Origin of the sequence: Neobacillus sp. B4I6 (assembly GCF_050434045.1) — a bacterium.
Lineage (GTDB): Bacteria > Bacillota > Bacilli > Bacillales > Cytobacillaceae > Neobacillus.
In genome coordinates this window covers 4994216-5020470 of the sequence record NZ_JBNPWB010000002.1, presented here as the reverse complement: position 1 = coordinate 5020470, position 26255 = coordinate 4994216, and the positions used below count along the sequence as shown (strand labels likewise).

The following is a 26255-nucleotide window of genomic DNA, read 5'->3' as shown; positions in this document are numbered from 1 at the left end:
GTAAGCCCTTTTAGTATATTTTTGTTAATATTAAAGGTATTGAGAAGTTTTTTCGTGTAAAACGAAACTTTTTTGCTAACGATTCGTATTATCGGATAGCAGCAATGGAGCTGAGGTAACGTAATGGATGCAATTGTAAAAAAGAGAATAAAACAAGTAATCAAAGGGGACCAAGATGCCTTTGGTGAAATCGTTGAAATATATAAAAACAGTATTTATCAACTTTGTTTTCGGATGCTTGGAAATCGTCATGAAGCTGAGGATATGGCACAGGAAGCTTTTATTCGTGCTTATGTGAATATCAAAACCTTTAATCAAGACTTGAAATTTTCAACTTGGCTTTTTCGGATAGCAACCAATCTGTGTATTGACCGAATGCGAAAAAAGAAACCGGATCATTATTTAGATGCAGAGGTTGCAGGGACAGAAGGATTAACAATGTATTCGCAGATCCCTTCGAACACACCGTTGCCAGAGTCAGAAGTAGAAAGCTTAGAGCTGCAGGATACGGTCCAGAAAGAGATATTAAAACTGCCCGATAAATATCGGACAGCCATCGTATTAAAATATATTGAAGAGTTGTCCTTAAATGAAATTAGCGAAATTCTTGATTTACCACTTGGAACGGTTAAAACAAGGATTCACCGTGGCCGGGAAGCGTTAAGACAACAATTAAGATATGTGTGATAAGAGGTGAAACTGTTAATGTGTCCAGAACAAATCATCGAACTAATGCATGAATACTTAGATGAAGAAATTACACCTGATCAAGAACGAATATTAAGAGAACACCTCCAAAACTGCAAAGAATGCGAGGCTATATTTAATGAGCTAAATAAGACGATCGCTTTTGTAAAGAGTGTGTCACATATGCAGGTACCTGATGGCTTTACAGCCAATGTGTTGTCTCGTTTACCAAAAGAGAAACGAAAGATTTGGATGCAGCGTTGGTTGAAAAACCATCCTTTGCTTGCAGCTGCCTCTTTATTTCTCATATTAATGATGGGAAGCGTATTTTCTACTTGGAATCAAGATCGAGAGTTTTCTGTATCGAAGCAAAAAAACTTAATAGTTAAAAATAATACGGTTATTGTACCTAAAGGTGAGACGGTCAAGGGCGATGTCATTGTTCGAAATGGGACATTAGAAATTGAAGGTGAAGTCCAAGGTGATGTGACAGTTATCAATGGTGAAAAATATTTGGCCTCTGCAGGACATGTAACAGGGCAGATTGAAGAGGTAAATGAAGTGTTCGATTGGATTTGGTATCATATTAAAAAGACCGCACAAGATGTGGTTCAAATATTGGAAGACCAACCAGAAACCAAATAAAAAAACAAATCACTCTGATCGGGTGATTTGTTTTTTTACCCAGATACATATAATAGGTACAAGTGGTATTTATGGTATAATAAATAGGTTGTAATTTATTTGTGTTAAAGAAAATTACGGAGGAAGAACAATGCCGTTTGCTGATTTCGAACTATGGAAGTATTTAGCTAGTATTGTTGATATTGTCCTCGTATGGTATGTCATTTACAAGCTGATCAATGTGATTAGAGGAACGAAGGCCGTTCAATTACTAAAAGGCATTCTCGTTATTCTTCTAGTCAGAGTTGTCAGTGAGTTTCTAGGCTTCCAAACATTAAGCTGGATGATGGAACAGGCGATAACATACGGGTTTCTTGCGATTATTATTATATTTCAGCCAGAACTTAGAAGAGCCCTCGAGCAATTAGGCAGGGGGAAGTTCTTTTCAAGAAGCAGTAATCTGGATGATGAAGATCCGGAAAAAACAGTTGAGGCAATTGTTAAGGCAACTGATTATATGGCAAAGCGTCGTATTGGGGCGTTAATCTCGATCGAGAGAGAAACGGGAATGGGCGATTACATAGAAACGGGGATCCAGCTAAATTCCAATATTTCTTCTGAATTGCTGATTAATATTTTTATCCCAAATACACCGCTCCATGATGGTGCAGTAATCATCCAAAAAAATAATGTTGCAGCCGCCGCATGCTATCTGCCGTTATCCGAAAGCCCGTTTATTTCTAAGGAGCTGGGAACCAGACATCGGGCTGCATTAGGAATAAGTGAAGTGACTGATAGTGTCACTGTCATCGTTTCTGAAGAGACAGGTCATATTTCCCTTACAAAGAACGGGGAGCTTCACCGAGCGATTAATACAGAGCAACTGAAAGAATTACTTACGAGTGAATTGTTCATTCATTTGAAAACAAAACAAGCTTCTTCAGCTCGTTGGAACTGGAGGGGGAAAAATAATGGATAAATTGATGGATAATCCTTGGTTTATTAAAATTCTTGCCTTGTTGTTAGCGGTACTTTTATATTCTTCTGTACCACATACAGGTAAAAAAATAACGGATGTGAATGTGCCAGGAGAGCAATCAACAGAAACCATTACCAATATTCCTGTAAAGGTTTATTATGATACGGAAAATCTAGTGGTGTCAGGAATTCCAGCCACGGTTGATATCACTTTAAAAGGACCTATAACGCACATTCAGTCTGCCAAAGCGTTGAAAAATTTTGAGGTTTACGTAGATTTATCAAAAGCCAAAATTGGGAAACAGAAAGTAAAATTAAAAGTAAGAGACCTGTCGGATAAATTGAGTGCGACTGTGAAACCAGCTAGTGTAACTGTATCTGTTCAGGAAAAAATCACAAAGGAATTTAAAGTTGAGGCAGAATTTAATGCGAGCCAAATAGAAGCGGGTTATTCTGCAGGACAACCCGTTGTCGAGCCAAATAAAGTGAAGATTACCGGTGCCAAAAGTGTCATCGATCGGATTACGTATGTAAAGGCTGCCCTTGAGGAAAAAGGTCAACTGAAAGAAACCATTTCAGAAGAGGCTCATGTCCAGGTTCTTGATAAAGATCTAAATAAGTTAAATGTAGTGGTGGATCCGGAAACGGTAGAAATCACGATACCAATAAAAAGCAACAGTAAGACTGTACCGATAAAAATTGTTAGAAATGGTACTGCCCCGGAAGGTGTGACGATTGAATCGATTGATATCGATGAAAAAGAGGCAACAATCACAGGGGATGAAGATGTTCTTAAAAATACGGATAATGTCCGTGTTGAGGTTGATCTCAGTAAAATTACCGATAACACCACCCTTACATTGCCTGTCATTATTTCTAATGGAATTACAAAGGTTACCCCGCAAATCGTAAAAGCAACCGTTGTGGTCAAAAAACAAGAAGAAAAAACAGTTTCGGATGTACCGTTAAACATTCAAGGATTATCCGAAGAATATAAGGCCACGGTTAACGATCCAGGAAATCAAATGATAAATATACTTATTAATGGTCCTTCTTCGGCAGTTAGCAGCATCAGGCCTGAGGATTTCAAAGTCTTTATTGATTTGTCTGGCCTTGTAGAAGGGGATCATATAGTGGACATTCACGTGGAAGGACCTTCGGCTGTAAAGTGGAAACCTACTAAATCATCAGCGAAAATTACGATCGAAAAAAATAATGCCTAATATCTAGCAATACACATGTTGAAGGAGAGATTTTTAAAATGGGAAAATATTTCGGGACCGACGGGGTACGTGGAATAGCAAATAGCGAATTAACACCTGAGTTGGCCTTTAAATTAGGCCGTTATGGCGGATATGTTTTAACAAAGGATAAAGATCGTCCCAAAGTACTCATCGGACGGGATACGCGTATATCTGGCCATATGTTAGAAGGAGCCCTTGTGGCTGGGTTATTATCCATTGGAGCCGAAGTTATGCGTTTAGGAGTTATATCTACTCCAGGTGTTTCATATTTAACCAAAGCTTTAGGTGCCCAAGCAGGAGTCATGATTTCTGCTTCTCATAATCCAGTGGCTGATAACGGCATTAAATTTTTTGGTCCCGATGGCTTTAAGCTTTCCGATGAGCAGGAATTAGAAATTGAGACGCTCATCGATTTACCAGAAGATCAACTGCCTCGACCAGTGGGTTCGGAACTTGGTCAAGTCATGGATTATTTCGAAGGCGGTCAAAAGTATCTCCAATATTTGAAAAATAGTGTGGATGAAGATTTTACAGGAATCCATATTGCCTTAGATTGTGCACACGGGGCAACGTCGTCTCTAGCGGCACACTTATTTGCCGATTTAGATGCGGATCTATCAACAATGGGCGCCTCTCCCAATGGCTTAAATATCAATGCAGGAGTGGGCTCAACTCATCCTGAAGCACTAGCAGCCTTAGTCAAAGAAAAAGGTGCCGATGTAGGTCTCTCCTTTGACGGTGATGGCGACCGTTTGATTGCGATTGATGAAAATGGAACAATTGTTGATGGGGACCAAATCATGTACATTTGCGGTAAATATATGAAAGAGCAAGGCCGCTTAAAGCATGGGACGATCGTGTCAACCGTTATGAGTAATCTCGGCTTCTATAAAGCACTTGAGGCACATGGGATCCATAGTGTACCGACAGCGGTAGGTGACCGTTATGTTGTCGAAGAAATGAAGAAAAATGGGTTTAATCTGGGCGGCGAACAATCAGGCCATATTATTTTCTTAGACTATAACACCACAGGTGACGGTTTATTATCAGGCCTGCAATTAGTCAATATTATGAAAGCAACTGGGAAGCCTCTTTCTGAGTTGGCTGGTGAAATGAAAAAATTCCCGCAAAAGCTTGTCAATGTGAGAGTAACCGATAAACATCATGTAACCGATAATGCAAAGGTAAAAGAGGTTATTGAGCAAGTTGAAGCTGAAATGGCAGGAAACGGAAGAATTCTTGTCCGACCATCAGGAACGGAACCGCTTGTTCGCGTCATGGCAGAGGCACCGACAGAAGAGCTTTGTGAATCTTATGTGAACAGGATTGTGGCAGTTGTCAAAGAAGAAATGGAATTAAAAGAATAAAGCAGAAAAATATATGCATAAGGGAACGATTCAAATCCCTTATGCATATTTTATTATGAATGAGTAATAAGTAATGAGAAAGATGAAAATCCCTGATTTTGGTTGACGGTGCCGCTCAATCATAGTAGTATTAATTTGCTTTGTTTTTTCAAAGCAGAATGAATGCATATTTTTAATGAAAGGTGGGTAGTAAGAGAATTGTTCTTTTAAAAGCGCCTGGACTAACCTAAAGTGGTGAGGTTAGTTGACGAGGAGGAGGAGTATCGAATGTTCGGCGGATACCTCCCGGTTGAGACGCACAACCGAAAATTTCTTCTTTAAAACACAGGGGCAACTCTGTGCACAAAGAGAAGAAAATGCGCATACTAGAAGTAATGTTTCAAAAGGGTATAGACAGATACCTGACCATAAAATTGATCAGGGGGCAAGTATTGCCTCCAAGCATTATTGCCCCCTGGATAGGGAGGAAACAGAAGAATGTGTGGAATTGTTGGATATATTGGGAATAGAGACTCGAAAGAGATTTTACTAAAAGGTTTAGAAAAACTCGAATATAGAGGCTATGATTCAGCTGGAATCGCTGTAAAGAATGAGAACGGAATTCATGTTTTTAAAGAAAAAGGTCGTATTGCTGATTTACGCAGTATTGTTGATGAGGATGTACATGCACATATCGGGATTGGACATACACGCTGGGCAACACATGGGGTGCCAAGTAAAGGGAATTCCCATCCGCACCAGAGTACATCTGACCGTTTTACGCTCGTTCATAACGGGGTCATTGAGAACTACGATCTTTTAAAACAGGAATATTTATCTGACGTAACGTTTGAAAGTGAAACGGATACAGAAGTTATTGTTCAAATGATTGAGTTATTTGTAAACGAAGGTTTGGAAGTATTAGAGGCTTTCCGTAAAACGTTGACTCTTTTGCATGGTTCTTATGCACTAGCGCTTTTAGATGCAGAAGATAATGAAACCATCTATGTGGCCAAAAATAAAAGCCCGCTTCTTGTTGGTTTAGGTAAAGGCTTCAATGTTGTGGCAAGTGATGCAATGGCGATGCTGCAAGTAACTGACCAGTACGTGGAATTAATGGACAAAGAAATTGTTATCGTAACAAAGGATAAAGTAACAATACAAAATCTGAACGGTGAAATTATCAGCCGTGAACCATATACAGCTGAACTTGATGCTAGTGATATTGAAAAAGGAACATATCCCCATTACATGCTGAAGGAAATTGATGAACAGCCGCTTGTGATGCGCCGTATTATCCAAACATATCAAAATGAGCAAGGTGAATTAACCATTGATCGTGAAATCATCGATGCTTTAAACGGAGCGGATCGTCTGTATATTATTGCAGCTGGTACTTCCTATCATGCAGGACTTGTCGGGAAGCAGTTCATTGAGAAAATGGCAAAAATCCCCGTCGAGGTTCATATCTCCAGTGAATTCGGTTATAACATGCCGCTTCTTTCTGAAAAGCCGTTATTTATCTTCATTTCACAAAGTGGAGAAACAGCTGACAGCCGTGCCGTTCTTGTTAATGTAAAAGAGATGGGTTACCCTACACTAACGATTACAAATGTTCCAGGCTCAACGCTTTCTCGTGAAGCGGACTATACGCTTTTATTACATGCAGGTCCTGAAATAGCTGTTGCTTCAACGAAGGCATATACAGCACAGTTAGCGGTATTAGTTATTTTAGCTGAAGTTGCTGCCAAAAGCCGCAGCTTAGAAATTGACTTTGATCTTGTAAAAGAGCTTGGTATTGTTGCGAACGCAATGGAAGTTCTCTGTGATTCAAAAGAGCTTATTGAGCATATCTCTATAGAATTTTTATCCATAACTCGCAATTGCTTCTTCATCGGCCGTGGGATTGACTTCTATGTTGGTTTAGAAGGTGCCTTGAAACTTAAAGAAATTTCCTATATTCAAGCAGAAGGATTTGCAGGCGGCGAATTAAAGCACGGTACGATTGCTTTAATTGAAGAGGGTACACCGGTTGTTGCTCTAGCTACTCAAGAAAGTGTAAACATGAACCTTCGCGGAAATGTGAAGGAAGTAGTTGCTCGTGGAGCTAACCCATGCATCATTTCGATGAAGGGGTTAGATCGTGACGAAGATAGCTTTGTGATTCCAGAAGTAAATGAATTATTAACACCGCTGATCTCTGTTATACCAATGCAGTTACTTTCATACTACGCTGCACTGCACCGCGACTGTGACGTCGACAAGCCACGTAACCTTGCGAAATCGGTGACTGTTGAGTAAATAAGAGTTTTAAATAAAAAACTATGTTGAATTACAACAAAGTTGGGTACCGGACAACTAAGTCGGGAACTAACTTTAAACTGTTTTTCAACAATGTGATCAACCAAGACCCAACCCAATTTTAGAGTTGGGTCTTTTTTTGTTAACCAGGATTCGTGAACTATTAAAAAGTAATGGATAATTATTGCATAATTTTGGTAGAGGATTGTGAAAGAATCTACTTAAACTACTGAGTCAGATTAGTTCAATAAAAATAAAAGGTTATTGACAAAAAAATTTAAAAGTATTATTATTATCTCATATTAAAGATATTTTAATTCGAGATTATTTAGGGAGGTGAAATTAATGGAGAGGAAATGCAATAATTTGCCCTTTTTGATATTAATGCAAGCATCTAAAGCAATTCATGATCGAATAAAGGAAGAAATGACAAAAAACAAGCTTGGTATTACGGAATTTTCTGTTTTGGAGGTACTTTATCAAAAAGGGAAACAAACAATTCAACAAATTGGAAATTGCATATTGGTCTCAAGTGGTTCGATGACCTATGTTATAGATAAACTAGAACAAAGAGGTTTATTAAGAAGAAATGCCTGTCCAGATGATCGCCGGGTGATACATGTGACATTAACTGATGATGGAAACGAATTGATGAACGACATCATGCCGAAATATCATAAGTTTGTTAATCAAATGTTTGACTCATTAGATTCTCATGAGGCAGAGACATTGGTGCGGCTTTTGAAAAAAGTAAAGAACAAAGTGTAACCTTTCATTTTTTTTAATACATTATCTCGAATTCGAGATAAATAATATTTAGGAGGAGGATTTAATATGATAAATATTGGTTTATTAATCATTCGTTTGGTAATTGGTTTACTATTTGTGGGTCACGGTGCTCAAAAATTGTTTGGTTGGTTTGGTGGTTATGGTTTAAAAGGTACAGGAGGGTGGTTTGAATCCATTGGCATGAAACCCGGAGTAACCATGGCCCTTTTGGCAGGATTAGCAGAACTTATTGGGGGAATCTTGTTTGCCTTAGGACTTTTAACCCCACTTGCAGGAATTATGATAGCAGGAACTATGGCAATGGCGATTGTGAAAGTTCATGCTCCTAACGGATTATGGGCAACAGCTAATGGATATGAATACAACTTAACTTTACTTGTAGTTGCTATTGGTATAGCTTTGGTCGGTCCCGGTCAATATGCTTTAGATTCACTTTTATTCTAAAATACACACCAGGATTTGCGAGAGATGAACCAATGGAAACAATGGGGGAAAAATTAGCACTTCCACCATTTTTGGAACCAAATCGAAAAGAGATCGAAGAAAAATTACGACCATTGATTTTAAATTAAATCTTGGAGGAATATATAATGAACCATCTAAAAGGAATACACCATGTAACTGCTATAACAAGCAGTGCAGAAAAGAACTATGAATTTTTTACTTATGTTTTAGGTATGCGTTTAGTTAAAAAAACGGTAAATCAAGATGATATTCAAACCTATCATCTATTCTTTGCAGATGATAAAGGCAGCGCAGGCACAGACATGACTTTCTTTGATTTCCCCGGCATTCCTAAAGGCCTACATGGGACAAACGAGATTTCAAAGACATCGTTCCGTGTACCGAGTGATGAATCATTAGACTATTGGGTAAAACGTTTTGATCGTTTAGAAGTCAAACATACTGGAATCAAAGAGCAATTTGGCAAGAAAACCCTCTCTTTCATTGATTTTGATGATCAGCAATATCAATTGATTTCAGATGAATTCAATAAAGGGGTGGAATCTGGAACACCATGGCAAAAAGGTCCAATTCCACTGGAATATGCAATTACTGGTTTAGGACCCATTTTTGTTCGCATTGCGAACTTTGATTACTTTAAAGAAATGATGGAAAAAGTCCTATTATTTGAAGAGACAGATAAAGAAGGGGCATTCCATTTATTTGAAGTGGGGGAAGGCGGGAATGGTGCATCGGTCATTGTAGAATATAATGCCATTCTTCCTGAAGCCCGGCAAGGTTTTGGCACGGTTCACCATGCGGCATTACGTGTAGAGAATCGCTCTGTTTTAGAAGAATGGATTGAACGGTTGAATAGTTTCGGATTCCATACATCCGGTTATGTAAATCGTCACTTTTTTGAGTCATTATACGCAAGAGTTGCACCGCAAGTTTTATTTGAGTTCGCTACAGATGGTCCTGGTTTTATGGGAGATGAACCTTATGAAACGCTTGGGGAAAAATTATCTTTACCTCCATTCTTAGAGCCTAAACGTGCAGAAATAGAAGAATTAGTACGCCCAATTGATACAGTGAGAAGTACAAAGGAATTCATCAAAGAATAAAAGGAAAATGGACAGATATTAAAGAAGTGAATGCGGGTTTGGCCGTTCCATAGTACTCAATTTAGTTGTCATCCAACAACTAAAGCTAAAGACTCGGTCCAGTGTTTTGGGATCAGGTCTTTTTCCCCTTATTTAAATTCTTTTAGAGATTATCAATGATTTTTTATTGACAATTTCATTAATATATGGTAAAATATTTATTTATTGACATAAAATACATATCATCATACAATAAACTCCTAGCAGAATTTTGCGAGGAGTTTTTTTATTTTTATAAAAAAGGGGGAGCTTGTTTGGAGTCTAAAAAGGAAAGTTTAACCGCAATAGTTAGTTGCTTTGCGAGGGGATATCATGCATCGAACAGCAGAGAGCCGATTTTTAATGACTTTATTGCCAAATCTCTTTTAATGGATGAAGAAAAACAGCTAATCGCCGCCAATTGGGCAAACGCTATTGCCTTCTTTGATCAAGAAAAAAGCGAAACATTGGAAACGTTTGATGATAAACTGCACTGGGTGATGAGCAACCAGACCATTCCACAATTAGTCAGTCGGGCAAGGTATACAGAAGATCGACTCAAGGCAGCAATCCAGCGTGGTTTTAAACAATATGTCATCCTCGGTGCAGGTTTCGATACCTTTGCTTTAAGGCAAGATAGGCTGCCGGAAGATTTTGTTATTTACGAAGTCGATCACCCTGCAACTCAAGCTTTTAAAATAAATCGGCTAGAGGAATTAGGCATTGAAATCCCCGAAAATGTAAGGTTTGTTCCGGTAGATTTTAAAAATGACTCCCTTCATGATGGATTGAAGAAAAGCGGTTATGATGAACAAAAATATACTTATTTTAGCCTGTTGGGCGTTGTTATGTATCTAGATAAAAAGGATTTCTATCAACTTCTATCTTCTGTTTCGGAAATGTCTGTAAACGGAAGCTCATTCATCTTTGATTACCTCGATGATACTGCTTTTGATGACAGTATTGCCTCTAAGAAGCTAACCCAAATGCGACAAATTACTGCACATACAGGTGAACCAATGGTTACGGGCTTTGACCCATTTGAACTCGATAGGGAGCTGCAGGATTGTAATATGTTACTCTATGAAAATCTTTCTCCTGCTAATATCGAGGATATGTATTTTAAGGGAAGAGAAGATGGATTACACGCCTTCGACCATTTTCATTTTGCGCATTTAGTTGTTCATAAATAACAGGAATCTTTAGACACCGTTCATTTGTTATGAACGGTGTCTTTTTACTTTGGCTCATATGTTATTCATTTCTTAAAGGGAGAACAATTTTCACAGTGGTACCTTTATTAGTTTCACTTCCATACTCAATTGCCCCGTTCAATTCCCGGATGATTTTGTTGGTAACCATGCTCCCTAATCCGGTCCCTTTCGTTTTTGTGGTATAAAAGGGCAATCCAATCTGCTTTAACTGTTCTGGTGTCATCCCGCTTCCGTTGTCTTTGATACGGATTTCAACAGTATTTTTGAAGTGGTTAGCATGTAACTCAATCTTAATTCTTCCCCGATTGGATATCGATTCTATCCCATTTTTGATCACATTCATGATCGCTTGCTTTAAATGGGCCTCATCTCCATTTACATAAAATGGTTCAATATTTTCATAGTCGATGATGACATTTGAATAGGAGGCAAGAGGCCTCATTAATTGAACGCAGTCACTCATCACATCATTGATGGGGATAATTGCCAACTGAAAAGGTTCAGGCTTGGCAACTTTCAAATAGTTTGTAATTATACTGTTGGTCCGATCTAGTTCTTCCATAATTAGAGGCGAAAATTTTTTTAATTGCTCATCGTTCGTATCTCTACTTATAAATTGGATAAATCCTCTAATGGTTGCGAGAGGGTTTCTAATTTCATGCGCAATCGAGGCGGTAAGTTGGCCCACCATCGTCAATTTATCAACATAAACCATTTCCTCAAATTGCTTATTAATTTTTATCAAGTTTTCAATCACAAAGATCAGGGCCATAACCGTAATATATAAGGCAATAAAGTAAATCAAATAAAAAGATAGACTTAAAAAATTGATTCTAAAATATAGAATCGTAATATAAATAATAAGATAGCAAACAACGACCATTGTTCCTGCCACAAGCTTAGAAGGTGATTTATGAAAAAATCTCCGGAAAGCAAGGGCACATAAGAAGGCGACAATGGATACCAAAATGCCAATCGCTAGGAATTTTCCACCGATAAAATAGCGGACAAGGCATGCACTTACTAAAACGATGCCCCCGGGTAACCAACCCCCATACAGAGTGAGGATCAGAATGGAGCACATCCTTAAATCAAAATGGGTTGCCCCCAAGGTTTCAATCGGATAAAACATACAAAAAAGCGTTCCTAAGGAACCAATCAAACCATAAATCACTTTTTGTTTTAAAGCATTAGGAACTTTCGTTTGAAAGGGAAAAAATAAGTTGGCATTAAATGTAAAAGATAATAAGATCGTGATGTTAACTAACAGTGGTTTGATTAGAGTAATCAATAAACTTCCTCCAAAATCATAAATGATATGCTTCCACATTTATCCTTCCCTACGGACCGATAAACTTTCCGCACAAAAACATCTACTATGAATAATACCTCAAATCTGTAAGGCATGTAACCCACTTAACCGATAATGAAGTGCTCGTACAAAAAAAGCCCCTCTCTCTGTAAAAAAGTAGAAAGAAGAGCTTTTATATTATAATCATCTAGTTTACCTGAGTAAATGAAGACTTATTAATATGCAGTGAAACTAATAGTTCTGCTAGCTTTTTGTGTTTACTATTCAATTTTGAAGGAGTGCTATCAAAATTTTTCATAAAACTATTAAGTTGTGTTGGGTAAATAATAGGTTTGTTTTTAGGTGCTTGATATAGAGTAAATTCGGGATTGATAAAAACCACCCGTGTTTCAGTGGGAAAGTTGAAACCGTTTTTTTGGAGCAATTGGTGGAGGAGGGATTCACATCGTTTTAGTTGGTCCAGTGGATTGAGAATTTCAGTACCAGACTTCGGGTAGAAATTGTCTGCTTCATAATAATAATTGCCCTTATAATTTTTTACTTCAAAAACGTGAAGAGAGTCCTTGATTATCAATGTATCTATTTGGAACGTGGTATTGTTAACCTTAAGCAACAAATCATTCAGTATTAAACAATCATACTGGAGTTTTTCGGATAACAAGTCAAACATCACTTCCCCTTCAAACCCCTTTTTAAGGATTAAAAAGTACTTCTTGTCATTCTCGGGTAAATTCATACGTGTGTTTAAGTAAGACAGAATCTTTAATTCATCTGATTTGGTGCGGGATTTAAATAGCATCTGCCACTTCCTTTCTAACTTTATAGATTCCCAAGTTCATTTTATAAAATTTATAGGTCTAAATGAGTGTATATTTTGTTAACATTATAAAGAATAGTTATTTTATTATTCAGAAAATTATTGACAACAATAAAGAAAAAATGTTATTATTTTCCTCTGTGACTCAGAATAGATTTGGAGGGGATAACGGTTGATTCATCTACAAGGGATAAGCAAATCTTTTAAGGTGGCCCAGCGCCAGACTGGCTTACGACAGGCAGCGAAGTCCCTTTTTTATCGAGAACATACGGTCGTTGACGCGCTGAAGGATCTCTCTTTTTCGATTAATCCAGGAGAAATTGTCGGTTATATAGGCCCGAATGGGGCGGGGAAATCGACGACGATAAAAATAATGAGCGGGATCCTGGTGCCTGACACCGGGAATTGCACGATCATGGGTTACACACCGTGGAAAGACCGGGTGCATTATGTCCAAAATATTGGAGTTGTTTTCGGTCAGCGCTCACAGCTATGGTGGGATGTTCCTGTAATCGATTCCTTCGAACTTTTAAAAGACATCTACAAGGCTCCCCAGCAAGAATATCAAACTACGATTAATCTACTCATTGAAACGCTAGAACTGCAAAACATTATCAATTCACCCGTCCGACAATTAAGCTTAGGGCAGCGGATGCGCTGTGAAATAGCAGCTTCTCTCCTACATAATCCGAAAATCCTATTTTTAGACGAACCAACCATCGGCCTTGATGCTGCTTCTAAAATAGCTGTCCGCCAATTCATCAAAACAATCAACAAAGAAAAGGGTGTCACCGTCATCCTGACCACGCACGATATGAATGATATCGAAGCGTTGGCTGACAGGATTCTATTAATTGGAAAAGGCAGCTTATTGTACGACGGCGGTTTAGAGGAATTAAGAAGAAAATTTGGTTCCCGAAAAACGATGACCGCTGATTTCCGCAAAAATGAAAATCCAATTGAGATCGCACATGCAACCATGGTTTCGAGATCGCCTGAACGGGTCATCCTCAGCATTGATACGGAGCAGGTTAACACTTCGGAAATCATTACTCAGCTGTCCGATAAGCTTGAGTTGATTGATATTTCGATTGAATCCCAACCGATTGAGGAAATGATTCTCCAGCTTTATAAGGAGTACAAAATATGAGGGTGTATCTATCTGTTTTGAAGCTGCGGTTAAACATTGGAATGCAGTATCGGACTGCTGCATTGGCAGGGGTAGTTACTCAATTTTTCTGGGGTTTTATAACGATTATGGTATTTGAAGCATTTTACGAATTTGCAATGAAAACTCCTCCTATTTCCTTAAAAGAATTAATCACCTACATCTGGCTGCAACAGGCCTTTCTTGTGTTCGTTACCATCTGGTTTCGCGATAACGAGCTATTTGATCTGATAACAAGTGGCAATATTGCTTACGAACTATGCCGACCATGTGAGCTCTATGGTTATTGGTATGCCAAGCTGTTGGCGCAGCGGCTATCCAGTGCCCTCTTGCGCTGCTTTCCCATTCTAATTGTTTCATTCTTCTTGCCAAGGCCGTACAACATGACTCTTCCACCCAGCCCAACAGCCTTTTTATTATTCTTAAGCGCCTTACTGTTAGGCCTGCTTCTCTTAGTAGCGATCTCGATGTTCTTATATATATCCGTATTTGTGACCTTGTCCCCGATGGGATCGCTATTAATATTTGGTGTCCTCGGCGAATTTTTTGCTGGATTAATCATTCCTGTACCGCTTATGCCGGACTGGCTTCAAAAAATAGCTAATGTTCTGCCGTTTCGCTGGACGGCAGATTTCCCGTTCAGGGTTTACTCAGGACATATCCCACTGCATGACGCCATCATCGGTATCATTATCCAATTGATTTATCTTGCGGGTCTTGTCTTGCTAGGGAGGACGGCACTAAATGGAGTATTGAAGAAGGCTGTTGTCCAAGGAGGTTAACCAAAAATGAGAATATATTTTAAATACTTATTGATTCTCTTTAAATCACAAATGCAATACCGGACATCGTTTTGGCTATTAACGCTGGGCCAATTTTTTATTCCTTTTTCGATCTTTGCAGGTCTTTACTTTCTATTCGAACGGTTTGGCCAAATAAAAGGATGGCAATTCTTTGAAGTAGCACTTTGCTTCGGCATCATTCATATGGCGTTTGCGCTGAGTGAATGCTTTGCCCGCGGTTTTGATGCTTTTTCCAGCTTGGTTCGGAATGGTGAATTTGATCGATTACTCGTTCGCCCTCGCAGTACGTTTATTCAAGTACTCGGGTCCAAATTCGAGTTTACGAGATTTGGCCGGCTCCTTCAAAGTGCAATTGTTTTAGTCTGGGCACTGACCAATCTCAACATTGAATGGAGTGTAGTAAAAGCAGCCACCCTCTTGTTGATGATCGCTAGCGGTGTGCTTATTTTTACAGGCATCTACATCTTGGCGGCCACCCTGTGTTTTTGGACGATTGAAGGTCTTGAGGTGGTTAATATATTTACCGATGGCGGGAGAGAAATGGCGCAATACCCATTAAATATTTATCAAAAGTGGGTAGCCCGTTTTTTTACCTTTGTGATCCCGTTTGGAACCGTGAATTACTTGCCGCTTCTTTATATTCTTGGAAAGAACAGTGGGAACGACCTCCTATATATGCTGATCCCGGCAGCTGGCAGCTTGTTTATCCTCCCGTGTCTCCTTGTCTGGCAGTTTGGTGTAAAACATTATCGCTCCACAGGTTCCTAAATCAAAAGCCGAGTTCTTATCTAATCCGGAACTCGGCTTTACTTTTAACCTATTTGGAAACGAAACCTATCTTATGGTATATTTAAGTAAATGACTGGAAAACTGAAATGGTCAGTAGGGGTGTGGACATGGCAACAGATAGAAGAAAGATGATTGTAGAAGCGGCAACAAAGTCTTTTTCATTATTTGGCTATAAAGCAACAACAATGGATCAAGTCGCAAAGCTGGCCAATGTTGGCAAAGGGACGATTTATACTTTTTTTAAAAATAAAGAAGAATTATTCGAAGAGATTATTTCCACTTTGGTCAAAGAAATGATTGCTGAGGCAGAATCCGTCATCAAACCAGAGTTACCCTTCACAGAAAACGTGCATCGGGCACTTTATCGTTTATTAGAGTTTCGCGCTCAGCACCAACTGATGATTAAACTGGTCCAAGAGGAAGCGGAAATGGGGACTCTAGCGGTTTCGGAAATGCTGCAGCACGTTGAGGATGAAATCATTGCCTATTTGAAGCAGAAGATTGACACGGCTATCACGAAAGGGGCAATCCCACCGAACGACACCGAAATTACCAGCTTTCTTCTTTTAAAAATGTATATTGCCTTAGTTTCAGACTGGGAAAGAAATCATCAGCCGCTGAGCTCGGAACAAATCGCGGAAATCATGAAAGTATTTTTAGTAAAAGGCTTGTCCACATAGAAAAAGACTTGTGTGTACCTCAATACAAGTCTTTTAACTAATCGGTGCGTCACTAGGTGGCGCTACCGATTTCTTATTTTAAAAGATAAATATTTTTTGAAGCAGTGGCAATTTTCGGCAACTTCTTATTACGGCTTCCAGTGAGTTCTTCCATTAAACTTAAAAATGTTCCAAAAAGGTAATTGACGACGGAACCGGCAAGTATTCCAAATCCTAGTGCAGTTAAGAAATAAGTCGTATTGTAACCGTTTACAAATTGACCTAACAAAATAAGAATGAGCCCTAGAACGCTTCCAAAGATTGCTGTTTTCTTAAATGTAAATATACTCTTTAAGTGTTTTTCCTGCATCACTATCAACTCCTTGTAAGAATATTCTATCAATTGTCACAAAATTGTCAAACTTTTTTTAAAAAAATTACTTTTTTAAACTTGGCTGTTGATTTCCGCTCCAATCAACTTGGCTATAAAATTAACAATGCCCTGTAACACAGCCTAAAAATTAAAGGAGACCTAACAAATTAGGCCCCGCGCATTACTTTTTCTTTGCTAAGTTTTCTTGTGCCATTTTGACCAACTCGCGGACCATGCTGCCGCCCAGCCTGCCGCCTACCTTTCCGGCTTGCTCAGATGTAAGCTGTCCGTTATATCCCTTGTTCAATGGAACACCCACTTCTTCTGCTGCTTCAAATTTTGCATCCTCAGGGTTCCCGGTATTCGCGACCTTTGCTTTCAACGCATCCAGGCCATTGCGCGCCTCGGGGACAAGGATTTTATTTCTTCTTCTCGCCATAAAAATCCCTCCTTTAGTTGTAGGATTACCTGAATGTAAAAAATAATCAACAATCACTGGAAAAATCCATTTTAATCCAGTATAATACGAGTAATAAATTTGGATAAAATCAATGATAAAGAGAGTAGTTATCTATGATGTACCAGCGATTCAGGGGTGGTGGGAGCCTGAAACAGAACAGATAATGAAGCGCACTTTTGAGATGTGTACCTGAACTTGAGTAGGGTATGCCGGAGGATCCTCCGTTACAAAGGAAAGCTGGTTCTTTTGAACAATTAGAGTGGTACCGCGGGATTATGAACTCTCGTCTCTTTTAATAGAGACGGGAGTTTTTTGTTTTTTTTTAGAGATAAAAGGAGGTATTAAAGATGAATTTTAAGCAGGAGCTTGCTGCCATTTTACATGATTTACTGGACCAAGAGATTTCACAAACAAATCTGGAACTGATGATTGAAAAACCTAAGAATCAGGAGCTCGGTGATTTAGCCTTTCCTTGTTTTACACTAGCGAAGCTAAAGAGAAAATCCCCCAATCTAATTGCTGAGGAGTTAAGTAAGAAGATTAACTCTCCCATTTTTGAAAAAGTAGAAGTGGTTGGAGCCTATCTTAATTTCTTCCTAAACAAAAAGACGGCTTCTGAAAAAGTAGTGAATGAAATCATCTCGCAAAAAGGGAAGTATGGTGCGCTTACGTTTGGGAATGGCGGTGCTGTCACCATGGACATGTCCTCCCCTAATATTGCTAAACCCTTTTCAATGGGGCATTTGCGCTCAACGGTGATTGGCAACTCGCTCGCATTAATTGTCGAGAAATGTGGTTACAAGCCGATTAAAATCAATCATCTCGGTGACTGGGGGACACAGTTCGGGAAGCTGATCACTGCCTATCAATTATGGGGAGATGCCGAAAAGGTCAAGCAGAATCCGATTAAAGAGCTATTAACCCTGTATATAAAATTTCACAAAGAAGCGGAGACGAATCCAAGCCTTGAAGACCAAGGGCGCAGCTGGTTTAAAAGGCTAGAAGAAGGAGACGAACAAGCATTAAAACTCTGGAAATGGTTTCGTGATGAGTCATTAAAAGAGTTTTCGCGAATATACCAGTTAATGAATGTTGAATTTGACTCTTTTGCCGGCGAAGCCTTTTATAATGACAAAATGGACCGTGTCGTCAAGCTTCTTGAAGAAAAACAGCTATTGGTCGAATCCGAGCAGGCACAGGTGGTCGAGCTCACCGAAGTACAGCTGCCGCCATGCCTGATCAAAAAATCTGATGGGGCAACGCTGTATGCGACCCGAGATTTAGCGGCGGCTCTTTATCGCCAGGAGGAATACCAATTTGTCCAATCCCTATATGTGGTTGGCCATGAACAAAGCCTCCACTTCAAACAGTTAATGGCTGTGTTAGCAAAGATGGGCTACGATTGGTCAAAACAAATGCATCATATTCCATTCGGATTGATGCTAAAAGATGGAAAGAAAATGTCCACGCGCAAAGGCAAGGTTGTCTTATTAGAGGAAGTTTTAAATGAATCGATTGCGATGGCTAGGCATAATATTGAAGAGAAGAATCCTAACCTTCAAAACAAAGATAATGTGGCCAAACAAGTAGGCGTTGGAGCGGTAATTTTTCATGACTTAAAGAACAATCGAATGAACGATATTGAATTTTCGTTAGAGGAAATGCTTCGTTTTGAAGGAGAAACAGGCCCTTATGTGCAATATACTTATGCAAGGGCATGTTCTATTTTACGAAAGGCGAATGTAAATGCGGAGTTGGGTGCCGTATCCTACGAAAATACTTGGGAGAAGGAGTGGAAGGTAACCCGCCTCTTAATGGAATTTTCACCAGCCATTAAAAGAGCCTGCATCAACTTCGACCCATCCCAGGTGGCTAAATATATTATTGACTTAGCACAAGCCTTCAATAAATATTATGCAGAGGTAAAAATCCTTGAAGACACTCCAGAACAGCAGGCACGGTTAGCGCTTGTCTATGCAGTAACGGAAGTTTTGAAAGAAGGATTACGTTTATTAGGATTAGAAGCTCCGGTTGAAATGTAGTTTCCAGACAAGGCAAAAATCAATTAAACTATAGCTATGTAATCGAATGGGAGGGAAAACAAAATGAGTGAATTAATATTTAAGCATTATGAGTTAGCAAGGGATAGGTTTGTTAAAAGTGTTGATGCACTAGAAGATGGGATTGCTGATGTTCAGCCGGAAGGGTTTAACAATACTATCCACTGGCATGTTGGCCATGTCTTAACTGTTGCCGAGCAATTTATGTTTGGCTTCCCGAAAAAATCAACCCAGCTGCCAGCAAACTATATGGAGCTATTTGCCTCGAGGACTAGTCCTGCTGCTTGGCAGGGAGATGTTCCTTCGGTACAGGAATTAATTGTGCAGCTGCAAGAACAAGTGTCAAGGATTAAAGAAATTCCAGCGGAGAGTTTTAACCAAAGGCTAAAAACACTATTCCTTGGTCAGGAAACGTTTGGTGAACTAACAAATTTTGCGATTTTCCATGAGAGTATTCATTTAGGCCAAATACAGGCAATGAAACGTGTCATTAATGGAGGTAAAATAGTTTTTTGAAAAAAGCTACTGTAAAAGCATGGAGACTTAATAATGTCTCCATGCTTTTTTGTTAGTGGTAATTGTAAATTTTATATGTTCTTAAATAATAATTTTCTTCATAATCGTGCTATTTAGGATAAGACTAAGTAATAATACTATTTTTAATGGATAGTTACATGAAATATTTGGTACTTCGTCAAAAGAAAACACTTCATATTAACTACTGTCTTGTGTTAAAATCAATCGGTAATTCTACTTCTAATGTGGTGGGTGAGTCAGGTGCTCTCTTCTTTTAAGAGATTCTTAATCGGCCGGCCGTTAAAATCAACGGCACTAGGCGAACAAAAATTAAACATTTTCAAGGCTTTAGCCATTCTTTCTTCCGATGCCTTATCATCTGTAGCATACGGGACTGAACAAATCCTAATCGTGTTAGCAACCGTAAGCGTAATCGCCTATTGGTATTCTGTTCCGATTGCAGTTGGTGTATTATTTCTATTAGCGGCTCTAATCCTTTCCTATCGACAAATTATCTATTCCTATCCTCATGGCGGTGGGGCCTATATTGTTTCGAAAGAGAACATCGGTGAGAAAGCAGGATTAATTGCCGGGGGATCCCTTTTAGTCGATTACATATTAACGGTGGCAGTAAGTGTTTCTGCTGGTACGGATGCGATTACGTCAGCTTTTCCAGCCTTACATGCGCATACCGTTGGGATTGCGTGTGTTCTGGTAGTTCTGATTACAATTCTCAATCTTCGCGGTTTAACAGAATCAGCGTCAATCTTAGCTTATCCGGTCTATTTGTTTGTTGTTGCCCTGTTCATTTTAATTGGTGTGGGTCTCTTTAAAATCATGACTGGCGATGTATCACCGACTGTCCAGCATGCACCAATTGGAGCGCCTGTTCAAGGGATTACGCTTTTCTTGCTGTTACGCGCCTTTGCGTCGGGATGCTCGGCATTAACTGGGGTAGAAGCAATTTCAAATGCGATCCCAAGTTTTAAAGATCCAGCACCAAAGAATGCGGCCAAAACATTAATATTAATGGGTACGCTTCTTGCCTTGTTATTTACGGGGATTACTTTCCTAGCTTATTATTACGGTATATCGCCAAAGCATGACGAAACGGTCGTCTCGCAAATTGCCAAAGAAACCTTCGGGCGTAATTATCTTTACTTTTTTGTCCAAGGAACGACCGCCCTCATTTTAGTTCTGGCAGCTAATACCGGATATTCTGCTTTTCCTTTATTAGCGTATGCACTTGCCAAGGATAAGTATATGCCAAGAATGTTTACGATTAGGGGGGACAGGCTCGGGTATTCGAACGGGATTGTATCCTTAGGAGTAGCCTCCATCTTGCTTATAATCTTCTCTAAAGGGCAAACAGAGCACTTAATCCCGCTTTATGCGGTTGGTGTATTTATTCCGTTCACCTTATCTCAAACGGGAATGATTATTAAATGGTTACGTGAAAAACCAGCCGGATGGGTTGCTAAACTTAGTGCCAATTTAATTGGCGCGCTCATCACCTTAGCCGTGTTAATCATTTTCTTCCTGACGAAATTTAGTCAAGTATGGTTTGTGGTGATCTTCTTACCAATAATCGTTTTTGCCTTCAAACGAATTAATTATCATTATGAAGCGGTGGGTGAACAATTGAGGATTCATCCCGACCATCCAGCGCAGCCAATTGAGGGAAATGTCATTATTGTACCTGTTGCAGGGATTACGAAAGTGGTTGAAAACTCAATTAATTATGCGAAATCACTAACTGATCAAATCTTTGCTGTTTATGTGTCGTTTGACCGTGAGGATGAAAAGCGTTTTGAAGAAAAATGGCAGCAATGGCAGCCGGATGTTAGGCTCGTTACCTTACAGTCACATTATCGAAGTGTGCTTATTCCGTTATCGAAATTTATTGATACAGTAGAACATAAGGCAGAGGAAAATAATTATCGTGTAACGGTTTTGATTCCGCAGTTTATTACCAAAAAGAGTTGGCATAATATCCTGCACAATCAATCAAGTTTATTAATTCGTACCTATCTTATTTTTAAAAAGAGGGTTATTGTGTCCACACTGCCATTTCATTTTAAAAAGTAATAGGTGGGGTGGGATATGGATTTTTTGGTCGAAAATAAATGGACCATACTAGTCAGTCTTGAAGTATTAGCGTGGTCATCGACATTCTTGCTTGTTTATGCCAGGTATGGTTTGAAATCAAGCTTCTGGTTTAAGATAGCAACGGTTTTATTTGCGCTAACAGGGGTTATTCCACAGGTGTTAATGGGGATCGTAAACTTTATAGCAACCAAGAAAGTCGACCTCTTCACGTTAATCATTGTTTTACTCATTTTATATGGATTTACGCTTGGGAGAAACCATGTGAAAATGCTTGATGCATGGGCACAAAGGAAATTTTCAGCAAGGCAAAACCACCGGGATTAATCGGTGGTTTTCTTTGTTTTTTTGATTAAAAAGTAGATCGCCCCTAGAACAATGGCTCCGATGATGGCTGGCATCACATAGGGTTGTGCGTATTCTTTAATATGAGACCAGTTACTGCCTAGGACTTTACCTAGGTATAGAAACAGAATGGTCCAGGGGGTAATGGCTGCCACGGTGTAAAGGGTAAATTTAGTTGCTGACATTTTGGCAATGCCCGCCGGAATGGAAATCGCGTGTCTGACAACTGGAATGAATCTCGCCGAAAAAATCACTCCTGCGCCATATTTTTCAAACCATTGCTCAGCAATGTCAATATGATTCTTTTTAATAAGGACATATTTTCCGTATTTTTCTAAGAAAGGTCTGCCTCCGTAATAACCCGCCCAATATAAAAATAACTGGGCGAGCGTTCCGCCGATCGTCCCGGCAATCACTGCCCCGATAAAATTGAGATGCCCCTGCGAAATCATATACCCGCCATAACCCAAGACGATTTCACTTGGAATAATCTCTATCATTAATCCTATGGCAATGCCGAAATATCCTAATTGTGATAAAAACTCCAAAATATTATTAATAAAGTCTGTCATAATCCACCTTCACTTATAAAAAAATAATCAGTCTAACTTAATAATTTTATAACAGTTTGTCTCATAATGATATAAATATGGTGTTTATCATTGAGACATGCTTAATTTATGAAAATTTTGAAACGTCTACATTACATAACGATTCACTTCAAGAAAGGTTTCATTTTTTATAAAATAAGAAGGTTAAAAATTTTGAACTTAGATTACTGTCTAGCTCCAACTCCCAGCGGCTAGTGTACTTCGCCCTTTTCCCTACGATAAGTCAACATCGGATCGCTAACGCTCTCCGTGTTTCCTTTATCTTAGTCAAAGTGCTCCAGTCCATACGCCGCTAAACGGTCGTTTGCGCTTTTCTTATTACATTAAATATTTTAAAAACATGGTTGCAATACCAAAGTAGGTAAGCAATGAAAAAATGTCATTCAAGGTGGTGATCAGTGGTCCAGAGGCAACGGCAGGGTCAATTTTTAAACGAAAAAGAATAAGAGGTATAATCGTCCCGGCAAGTGTCCCGATGATTAACGTGAAAAAGAGCGAGCAGCCGACAACGGCACCTAAAATGAGACTTCCCTGCCATATATATGCGATAACCGCGATAAGGACAGAGCAGGTGATCCCGATCGTAATCCCAACACCAAGTTCCCTTGCGATTAAGCGGGTAATTACGCCCTTATCAATATCGTAAGAAATCAGCCCTCTTACTACGACCGCAAGGGATTGGGTTCCAGTGTTTCCCGTCATTCCTGCAATCATCGGCATAAAAAAGGCAAGTGCCACAACCTGCTTGAGGGTATCTTCAAAACTGCTGATAATTCTCCCAGAGATGACACCGATGAACAATAGCAGGATGAGCCAAGGGAGTCTTCTTGCAGCCGCAACTAATGTTTTGGTTTCAAAGTCGATTGATTTCCCAGTAGCGGACAATTTTTCGATATCTTCATTTGCTTCCTGAATGACGATGTCGATAATGTCATCGACCGTGACAATCCCAACGAGGACATTATTCTCATCCACAACCGGGATGGCTAGGAAATCATACCGCTCCACGATTTGCGCCACAACCTCTTGGTCTGTTGCCACCGTGACGGAAATAATCCTTTCATACATAATCGTCCGTATCTTTTCGTCTGGCTCTGCTAATAGTAAATCACGATAGGAAACTACGCCGACAAGTTTTCGGTCTTCATCAATCACATATAAATAGTTAATAGATTCGGCAAATTCTGCAAATACTTTAAACTTATCAACTGCTTCTCGAACCGTAAAATAGCTTCGAATCCAAACAAATCGGTTGGTCATGATTCTTCCTGCTGTTTCCGGAGGATATTTCATGATATCCTGGACGGCATTAGACTCCTCTGCTTTCATCCCAGATAGGAGGGAATCCTTCTTCTCCGGTGATAATTCATGCAGCAATAACGCCAAATCATCATTATCCATTAAATCAAGGACCTTACTTGATTTTTCAATTCCTAAAATATTTAATAAGCCGAGCTGGTCTTCTTTATCAAGCTCTTCCATTAGATCAGCTAGAATATCAAATTTTAAAAGCAGGAGAAATCGTCCTTTATGTTTTTCAGGTAGATCTTCATATATCTTTGCTATATCATAGGGCTGGAGTTCTTCGAGTATTTTTTCGAATTCAGTTTTTTTATTTTCTTTTAAGGTTTTAATAATATAAAGACTTAATTCATCTTGAGTCATATCTTTAATCATAGGTGATAGACCAACTCCTTATCTTGCTAATGCATAGATTCTAATTTGATAAAGAAATATAGATGAAAAAGGAAAGTTAACAAATAATAATCAATAGGCATAATTCTAGTATGTGTTAATCAAACTTATTATTTGTAAAAGAATTGAAATAAGCTATTTGGACTATTATTTGATAAAATAAGGAAGTATTGACTAAATCATTTCATGTGTTGATCGGAGGAGTTTTGCTTTGAAGAAGCATCATCAAGACATACAGGATCTCATCTATGTCCATTTGAACCAAACAGACCAGTATGTAATGTCTTCCGGTATCGAATTTGCTGAATTCGCTGCTGCTTTTTCAGGTTCATTAAATCACTTGCTTTTACTAAAGCACCGCTTTGATGATGCTGATTTTAATATGCATACACAACTCGAATATTGCCCTGAAGAAAGAATTAAAAAGTTAGCGGCAGACAATGTTTATAGTTACGAAAACTTTTGCTGGATTGATTTTATTGAGGAAGATGTGTTGAATGAACTGACGGGACAGGAAATCGCTGAATTATTGTACTTAGGTCATCAAAAGCATCATTTGAAAATGCCTTTTTATAATAAATTAGGGAACCGTTTTGTTTATTTAGCACAAGATGATGGCTGGTATAACAAAACTTATTACCGCAGCTTCAAAGATTTTTTTCATGTGCTTAGCGAAGTAGTGGCCGTAAAATTAGGAGATCTTAAGATTGAAAAATCGATCCTAGGATTCCGTAAAAAAAGAACGTATCCTCAGGTGAATAAAGAAATCCTGCTTTCATTAACACCCTTCATTAAAGAAGGAATTTGCATTTCATTACGGGCTGCAGATCACCAGCGGGGCAAAATTGAAATTCCCATCTGGGTAATTGGTGATTTCGCCAATATGGATGACATGGTGGAGGAATATGATCAAATATCATCTAAACCATATCACGCGAAAATTATTTTTGACAAGAAGACAAAAGAATGGAAATTAAATGTCATCTAGATCATTTGGCTTGATAAAAAAGTCCCACTCCATATGGGTGGGACTGTTTTTTATGGTGCTTTCGCTTTTCTTATGAAAACCATAGGTTAAATAATCCTTCGTTCACGCCTAAGTTATACATATAATAAATTCCGAATAATATGCTGATAATGCCCGCGAGATGATTCAAATACCTATTCAACTGTTTACCGGATGTCAAAACAAAGGGGATACCAATAACAGTTGAAAAGCTGAGCATACCAACAACGGTGCCGCAACCGAAAATAAGTATGTATAAAGCACCTTGCCACGCGGTCGAAACGGTACTCATTGTAAGTAGAACCATTGCTGCACTGCCGGCAAGCCCGTGAATGAGCCCGATGAAAAAGGATTTATAATGGGTACGGCCTTTTTTTTCAATGGTCTGGCTACCGTCGGTGTGTGGGTGATGATGGCGATGTTTCAGAAACGCTACAATACTATTTAAGCCGAGACTAACTAGCATAATTCCCACAATAAACTCAAGACTCAGGGCGACCGTATCTGTGATTGTGTTTTTGGCTACAATCAAAAACATTCCGACAATGAAAAGAGTAGCCGTGTGCCCGATACCCCAGTAGACACCGGCAAAGATTGAGCGCTTTAAATTTTTTGATTCGCTTGCGATGGTTGAAACTGCAATAACATGATCAGGCTCGATTGCATGCTTAATTCCCAGCAAAAAGCCTAATAATAATATGGATAAAAGTGAACCCGTCATTATGTGCCTCCAGATTAGCGTTTTAAAATAATTATACATGAAATA

The 26255-nt window shown here is 39.0% G+C and carries 26 protein-coding genes and 1 other annotated feature; of the genes, 19 read left to right on the top strand and 7 right to left on the bottom strand.

Going from position 1 to position 26255, the window contains the following annotated elements:
- Positions 1 to 123 precede the first annotated feature (123 nt).
- The 10 genes from sigW (at position 124) to QF028_RS26875 (ending at position 10748) form a co-directional block, all read left to right on the top strand.
- Entirely contained in the window at positions 124 to 687 is a 564-nt protein-coding gene (gene sigW / locus QF028_RS26920) for an RNA polymerase sigma factor SigW (RefSeq protein WP_088085027.1), read from the top strand.
- Positions 688 to 705: 18 nt separating this feature from the next.
- Positions 706 to 1332 (top strand): zf-HC2 domain-containing protein, encoded by a 627-nt coding sequence (locus QF028_RS26915; RefSeq protein WP_429470467.1) that lies wholly within the window; start codon positions 706 to 708, stop codon positions 1330 to 1332.
- Positions 1333 to 1462: 130 nt separating this feature from the next.
- Positions 1463 to 2290, top strand: coding sequence for a diadenylate cyclase CdaA (gene cdaA, locus QF028_RS26910; protein ID WP_168241545.1), 828 nt, complete (start codon positions 1463 to 1465; stop codon positions 2288 to 2290).
- On the top strand, positions 2283 to 3512 hold the full coding sequence (locus QF028_RS26905; protein ID WP_429470464.1) for a CdaR family protein: 1230 nt from the start codon (positions 2283 to 2285) through the stop codon (positions 3510 to 3512). The genes cdaA and QF028_RS26905 overlap by 8 nt, the downstream gene beginning before the upstream one ends.
- 38 nt (positions 3513 to 3550) lie before the next feature.
- Positions 3551 to 4900 carry a phosphoglucosamine mutase gene (gene glmM / locus QF028_RS26900; protein WP_429470462.1) on the top strand — a complete coding sequence of 450 codons (1350 nt, stop codon included), beginning with the start codon at positions 3551 to 3553 and terminating at the stop codon, positions 4898 to 4900.
- A 477-nt stretch (positions 4901 to 5377) separates the two neighbouring features.
- Complete coding sequence (gene glmS / locus QF028_RS26895) at positions 5378 to 7180, top strand: glutamine--fructose-6-phosphate transaminase (isomerizing) (RefSeq protein ID WP_429470460.1); 1803 nt, start codon at positions 5378 to 5380, stop codon at positions 7178 to 7180.
- A gap of 345 nt (positions 7181 to 7525) precedes the next feature.
- On the top strand, positions 7526 to 7948 hold the full coding sequence (locus tag QF028_RS26890) for a MarR family winged helix-turn-helix transcriptional regulator (protein WP_429470458.1): 423 nt from the start codon (positions 7526 to 7528) through the stop codon (positions 7946 to 7948).
- 66 nt (positions 7949 to 8014) lie between these two features.
- On the top strand, positions 8015 to 8413 hold the full coding sequence (locus tag QF028_RS26885; RefSeq protein ID WP_429470456.1) for a DoxX family protein: 399 nt from the start codon (positions 8015 to 8017) through the stop codon (positions 8411 to 8413).
- Between the two features lie 146 nt (positions 8414 to 8559).
- Positions 8560 to 9537 carry a ring-cleaving dioxygenase gene (locus tag QF028_RS26880; RefSeq protein ID WP_429470454.1) on the top strand — a complete coding sequence of 326 codons (978 nt, stop codon included), beginning with the start codon at positions 8560 to 8562 and terminating at the stop codon, positions 9535 to 9537.
- Positions 9538 to 9830: 293 nt separating this feature from the next.
- Positions 9831 to 10748 carry a class I SAM-dependent methyltransferase gene (locus tag QF028_RS26875; protein ID WP_429470452.1) on the top strand — a complete coding sequence of 306 codons (918 nt, stop codon included), beginning with the start codon at positions 9831 to 9833 and terminating at the stop codon, positions 10746 to 10748.
- A gap of 61 nt (positions 10749 to 10809) precedes the next feature.
- Here the strand turns inward: QF028_RS26875 and QF028_RS26870 are convergent, their stop codons facing one another.
- Both QF028_RS26870 and QF028_RS26865 read right to left on the bottom strand, forming a co-directional pair.
- Positions 10810 to 12060 (bottom strand): ATP-binding protein, encoded by a 1251-nt coding sequence (locus tag QF028_RS26870; protein WP_215006386.1) that lies wholly within the window; start codon positions 12058 to 12060, stop codon positions 10810 to 10812.
- 208 nt (positions 12061 to 12268) lie between these two features.
- The gene (locus tag QF028_RS26865) at positions 12269 to 12880 is read right to left on the bottom strand and encodes a nuclease-related domain-containing protein (protein ID WP_429470450.1); all 612 of its coding nucleotides are present in this window, start codon (positions 12878 to 12880) and stop codon (positions 12269 to 12271) included.
- 190 nt (positions 12881 to 13070) lie between these two features.
- Here QF028_RS26865 and QF028_RS26860 point away from each other — a divergent pair, with 190 nt between their 5' ends.
- The 4 genes from QF028_RS26860 to QF028_RS26845 all read left to right on the top strand — a co-directional run bounded on the left by QF028_RS26860 (position 13071) and on the right by QF028_RS26845 (position 16338).
- The gene (locus QF028_RS26860) at positions 13071 to 14048 is read left to right on the top strand and encodes an ABC transporter ATP-binding protein (protein ID WP_429470448.1); all 978 of its coding nucleotides are present in this window, start codon (positions 13071 to 13073) and stop codon (positions 14046 to 14048) included.
- Positions 14045 to 14848 (top strand): ABC transporter permease, encoded by an 804-nt coding sequence (locus QF028_RS26855; protein WP_429470446.1) that lies wholly within the window; start codon positions 14045 to 14047, stop codon positions 14846 to 14848. The genes QF028_RS26860 and QF028_RS26855 overlap by 4 nt, the downstream gene beginning before the upstream one ends.
- A 6-nt stretch (positions 14849 to 14854) precedes the next feature.
- The gene (locus tag QF028_RS26850) at positions 14855 to 15637 is read left to right on the top strand and encodes an ABC transporter permease (RefSeq protein WP_429470444.1); all 783 of its coding nucleotides are present in this window, start codon (positions 14855 to 14857) and stop codon (positions 15635 to 15637) included.
- A gap of 128 nt (positions 15638 to 15765) precedes the next feature.
- Positions 15766 to 16338, top strand: coding sequence for a TetR/AcrR family transcriptional regulator (locus tag QF028_RS26845; protein WP_429470442.1), 573 nt, complete (start codon positions 15766 to 15768; stop codon positions 16336 to 16338).
- A 73-nt stretch (positions 16339 to 16411) separates the two neighbouring features.
- Here the strand turns inward: QF028_RS26845 and QF028_RS26840 are convergent, their stop codons facing one another.
- Both QF028_RS26840 and QF028_RS26835 read right to left on the bottom strand, forming a co-directional pair.
- On the bottom strand, positions 16412 to 16687 hold the full coding sequence (locus QF028_RS26840; RefSeq protein ID WP_429470440.1) for a hypothetical protein: 276 nt from the start codon (positions 16685 to 16687) through the stop codon (positions 16412 to 16414).
- A gap of 184 nt (positions 16688 to 16871) precedes the next feature.
- Entirely contained in the window at positions 16872 to 17129 is a 258-nt protein-coding gene (locus QF028_RS26835; protein WP_168241563.1) for an alpha/beta-type small acid-soluble spore protein, read from the bottom strand.
- A 103-nt stretch (positions 17130 to 17232) separates the two neighbouring features.
- Positions 17233 to 17444, top strand: a binding site (T-box leader).
- A gap of 53 nt (positions 17445 to 17497) precedes the next feature.
- Between QF028_RS26835 and argS the strand changes: the two genes are divergently transcribed.
- The 4 genes from argS (at position 17498) to QF028_RS26815 (ending at position 22159) form a co-directional block, all read left to right on the top strand.
- On the top strand, positions 17498 to 19192 hold the full coding sequence (gene argS, locus QF028_RS26830) for an arginine--tRNA ligase (protein ID WP_429470437.1): 1695 nt from the start codon (positions 17498 to 17500) through the stop codon (positions 19190 to 19192).
- 63 nt (positions 19193 to 19255) lie between these two features.
- The gene (locus tag QF028_RS26825) at positions 19256 to 19726 is read left to right on the top strand and encodes a DinB family protein (RefSeq protein WP_429470435.1); all 471 of its coding nucleotides are present in this window, start codon (positions 19256 to 19258) and stop codon (positions 19724 to 19726) included.
- 261 nt (positions 19727 to 19987) lie between these two features.
- Positions 19988 to 21814, top strand: coding sequence for an APC family permease (locus tag QF028_RS26820; protein WP_429470433.1), 1827 nt, complete (start codon positions 19988 to 19990; stop codon positions 21812 to 21814).
- A 15-nt stretch (positions 21815 to 21829) separates the two neighbouring features.
- On the top strand, positions 21830 to 22159 hold the full coding sequence (locus QF028_RS26815; protein WP_429470431.1) for a hypothetical protein: 330 nt from the start codon (positions 21830 to 21832) through the stop codon (positions 22157 to 22159).
- Here QF028_RS26815 and QF028_RS26810 read toward each other — a convergent pair.
- Together QF028_RS26810 and mgtE are read right to left on the bottom strand one after the other, a co-directional pair.
- Positions 22156 to 22749, bottom strand: a complete 594-nt coding sequence (locus tag QF028_RS26810; RefSeq protein ID WP_429470429.1) for a DedA family protein — start codon at positions 22747 to 22749, stop codon at positions 22156 to 22158. The two genes, QF028_RS26815 and QF028_RS26810, sit on opposite strands and share 4 nt — an antisense overlap.
- Before the next feature lie 357 nt (positions 22750 to 23106).
- Positions 23107 to 24465 (bottom strand): magnesium transporter, encoded by a 1359-nt coding sequence (gene mgtE / locus QF028_RS26805; RefSeq protein ID WP_429470427.1) that lies wholly within the window; start codon positions 24463 to 24465, stop codon positions 23107 to 23109.
- A 229-nt stretch (positions 24466 to 24694) separates the two neighbouring features.
- Between mgtE and QF028_RS26800 the strand changes: the two genes are divergently transcribed.
- Complete coding sequence (locus QF028_RS26800) at positions 24695 to 25471, top strand: hypothetical protein (RefSeq protein WP_168241568.1); 777 nt, start codon at positions 24695 to 24697, stop codon at positions 25469 to 25471.
- A 70-nt stretch (positions 25472 to 25541) separates the two neighbouring features.
- Here the strand turns inward: QF028_RS26800 and QF028_RS26795 are convergent, their stop codons facing one another.
- Positions 25542 to 26210 (bottom strand): sulfite exporter TauE/SafE family protein, encoded by a 669-nt coding sequence (locus QF028_RS26795; RefSeq protein ID WP_429470425.1) that lies wholly within the window; start codon positions 26208 to 26210, stop codon positions 25542 to 25544.
- Positions 26211 to 26255 lie beyond the last annotated feature (45 nt).

Bases quoted from the DNA above. Each gene is read 5' to 3' on its own strand.
- QF028_RS26845 (WP_429470442.1), top strand. From the start codon at position 15,766: ATGGCAACAGATAGAAGAAAGATGATTGTAGAAGCGGCAACAAAGTCT.
- QF028_RS26825 (WP_429470435.1), top strand. From the start codon at position 19,256: ATGAGTGAATTAATATTTAAGCATTATGAGTTAGCAAGGGATAGGTTT.
- QF028_RS26795 (WP_429470425.1), bottom strand. From the start codon at position 26,210: ATGACGGGTTCACTTTTATCCATATTATTATTAGGCTTTTTGCTGGGA.
- QF028_RS26885 (WP_429470456.1), top strand. From the start codon at position 8,015: ATGATAAATATTGGTTTATTAATCATTCGTTTGGTAATTGGTTTACTA.
- QF028_RS26850 (WP_429470444.1), top strand. From the start codon at position 14,855: ATGAGAATATATTTTAAATACTTATTGATTCTCTTTAAATCACAAATG.
- argS (WP_429470437.1), top strand. From the start codon at position 17,498: ATGAATTTTAAGCAGGAGCTTGCTGCCATTTTACATGATTTACTGGAC.
- QF028_RS26810 (WP_429470429.1), bottom strand. From the start codon at position 22,749: ATGACAGACTTTATTAATAATATTTTGGAGTTTTTATCACAATTAGGA.
- QF028_RS26835 (WP_168241563.1), bottom strand. From the start codon at position 17,129: ATGGCGAGAAGAAGAAATAAAATCCTTGTCCCCGAGGCGCGCAATGGC.
- glmS (WP_429470460.1), top strand. From the start codon at position 5,378: ATGTGTGGAATTGTTGGATATATTGGGAATAGAGACTCGAAAGAGATT.
- glmM (WP_429470462.1), top strand. From the start codon at position 3,551: ATGGGAAAATATTTCGGGACCGACGGGGTACGTGGAATAGCAAATAGC.
- QF028_RS26880 (WP_429470454.1), top strand. From the start codon at position 8,560: ATGAACCATCTAAAAGGAATACACCATGTAACTGCTATAACAAGCAGT.
- QF028_RS26855 (WP_429470446.1), top strand. From the start codon at position 14,045: ATGAGGGTGTATCTATCTGTTTTGAAGCTGCGGTTAAACATTGGAATG.
- sigW (WP_088085027.1), top strand. From the start codon at position 124: ATGGATGCAATTGTAAAAAAGAGAATAAAACAAGTAATCAAAGGGGAC.
- QF028_RS26815 (WP_429470431.1), top strand. From the start codon at position 21,830: ATGGATTTTTTGGTCGAAAATAAATGGACCATACTAGTCAGTCTTGAA.
- QF028_RS26890 (WP_429470458.1), top strand. From the start codon at position 7,526: ATGGAGAGGAAATGCAATAATTTGCCCTTTTTGATATTAATGCAAGCA.
- mgtE (WP_429470427.1), bottom strand. From the start codon at position 24,465: ATGATTAAAGATATGACTCAAGATGAATTAAGTCTTTATATTATTAAA.
- QF028_RS26905 (WP_429470464.1), top strand. From the start codon at position 2,283: ATGGATAAATTGATGGATAATCCTTGGTTTATTAAAATTCTTGCCTTG.
- cdaA (WP_168241545.1), top strand. From the start codon at position 1,463: ATGCCGTTTGCTGATTTCGAACTATGGAAGTATTTAGCTAGTATTGTT.
- QF028_RS26840 (WP_429470440.1), bottom strand. From the start codon at position 16,687: ATGCAGGAAAAACACTTAAAGAGTATATTTACATTTAAGAAAACAGCA.
- QF028_RS26865 (WP_429470450.1), bottom strand. From the start codon at position 12,880: ATGCTATTTAAATCCCGCACCAAATCAGATGAATTAAAGATTCTGTCT.
- QF028_RS26915 (WP_429470467.1), top strand. From the start codon at position 706: ATGTGTCCAGAACAAATCATCGAACTAATGCATGAATACTTAGATGAA.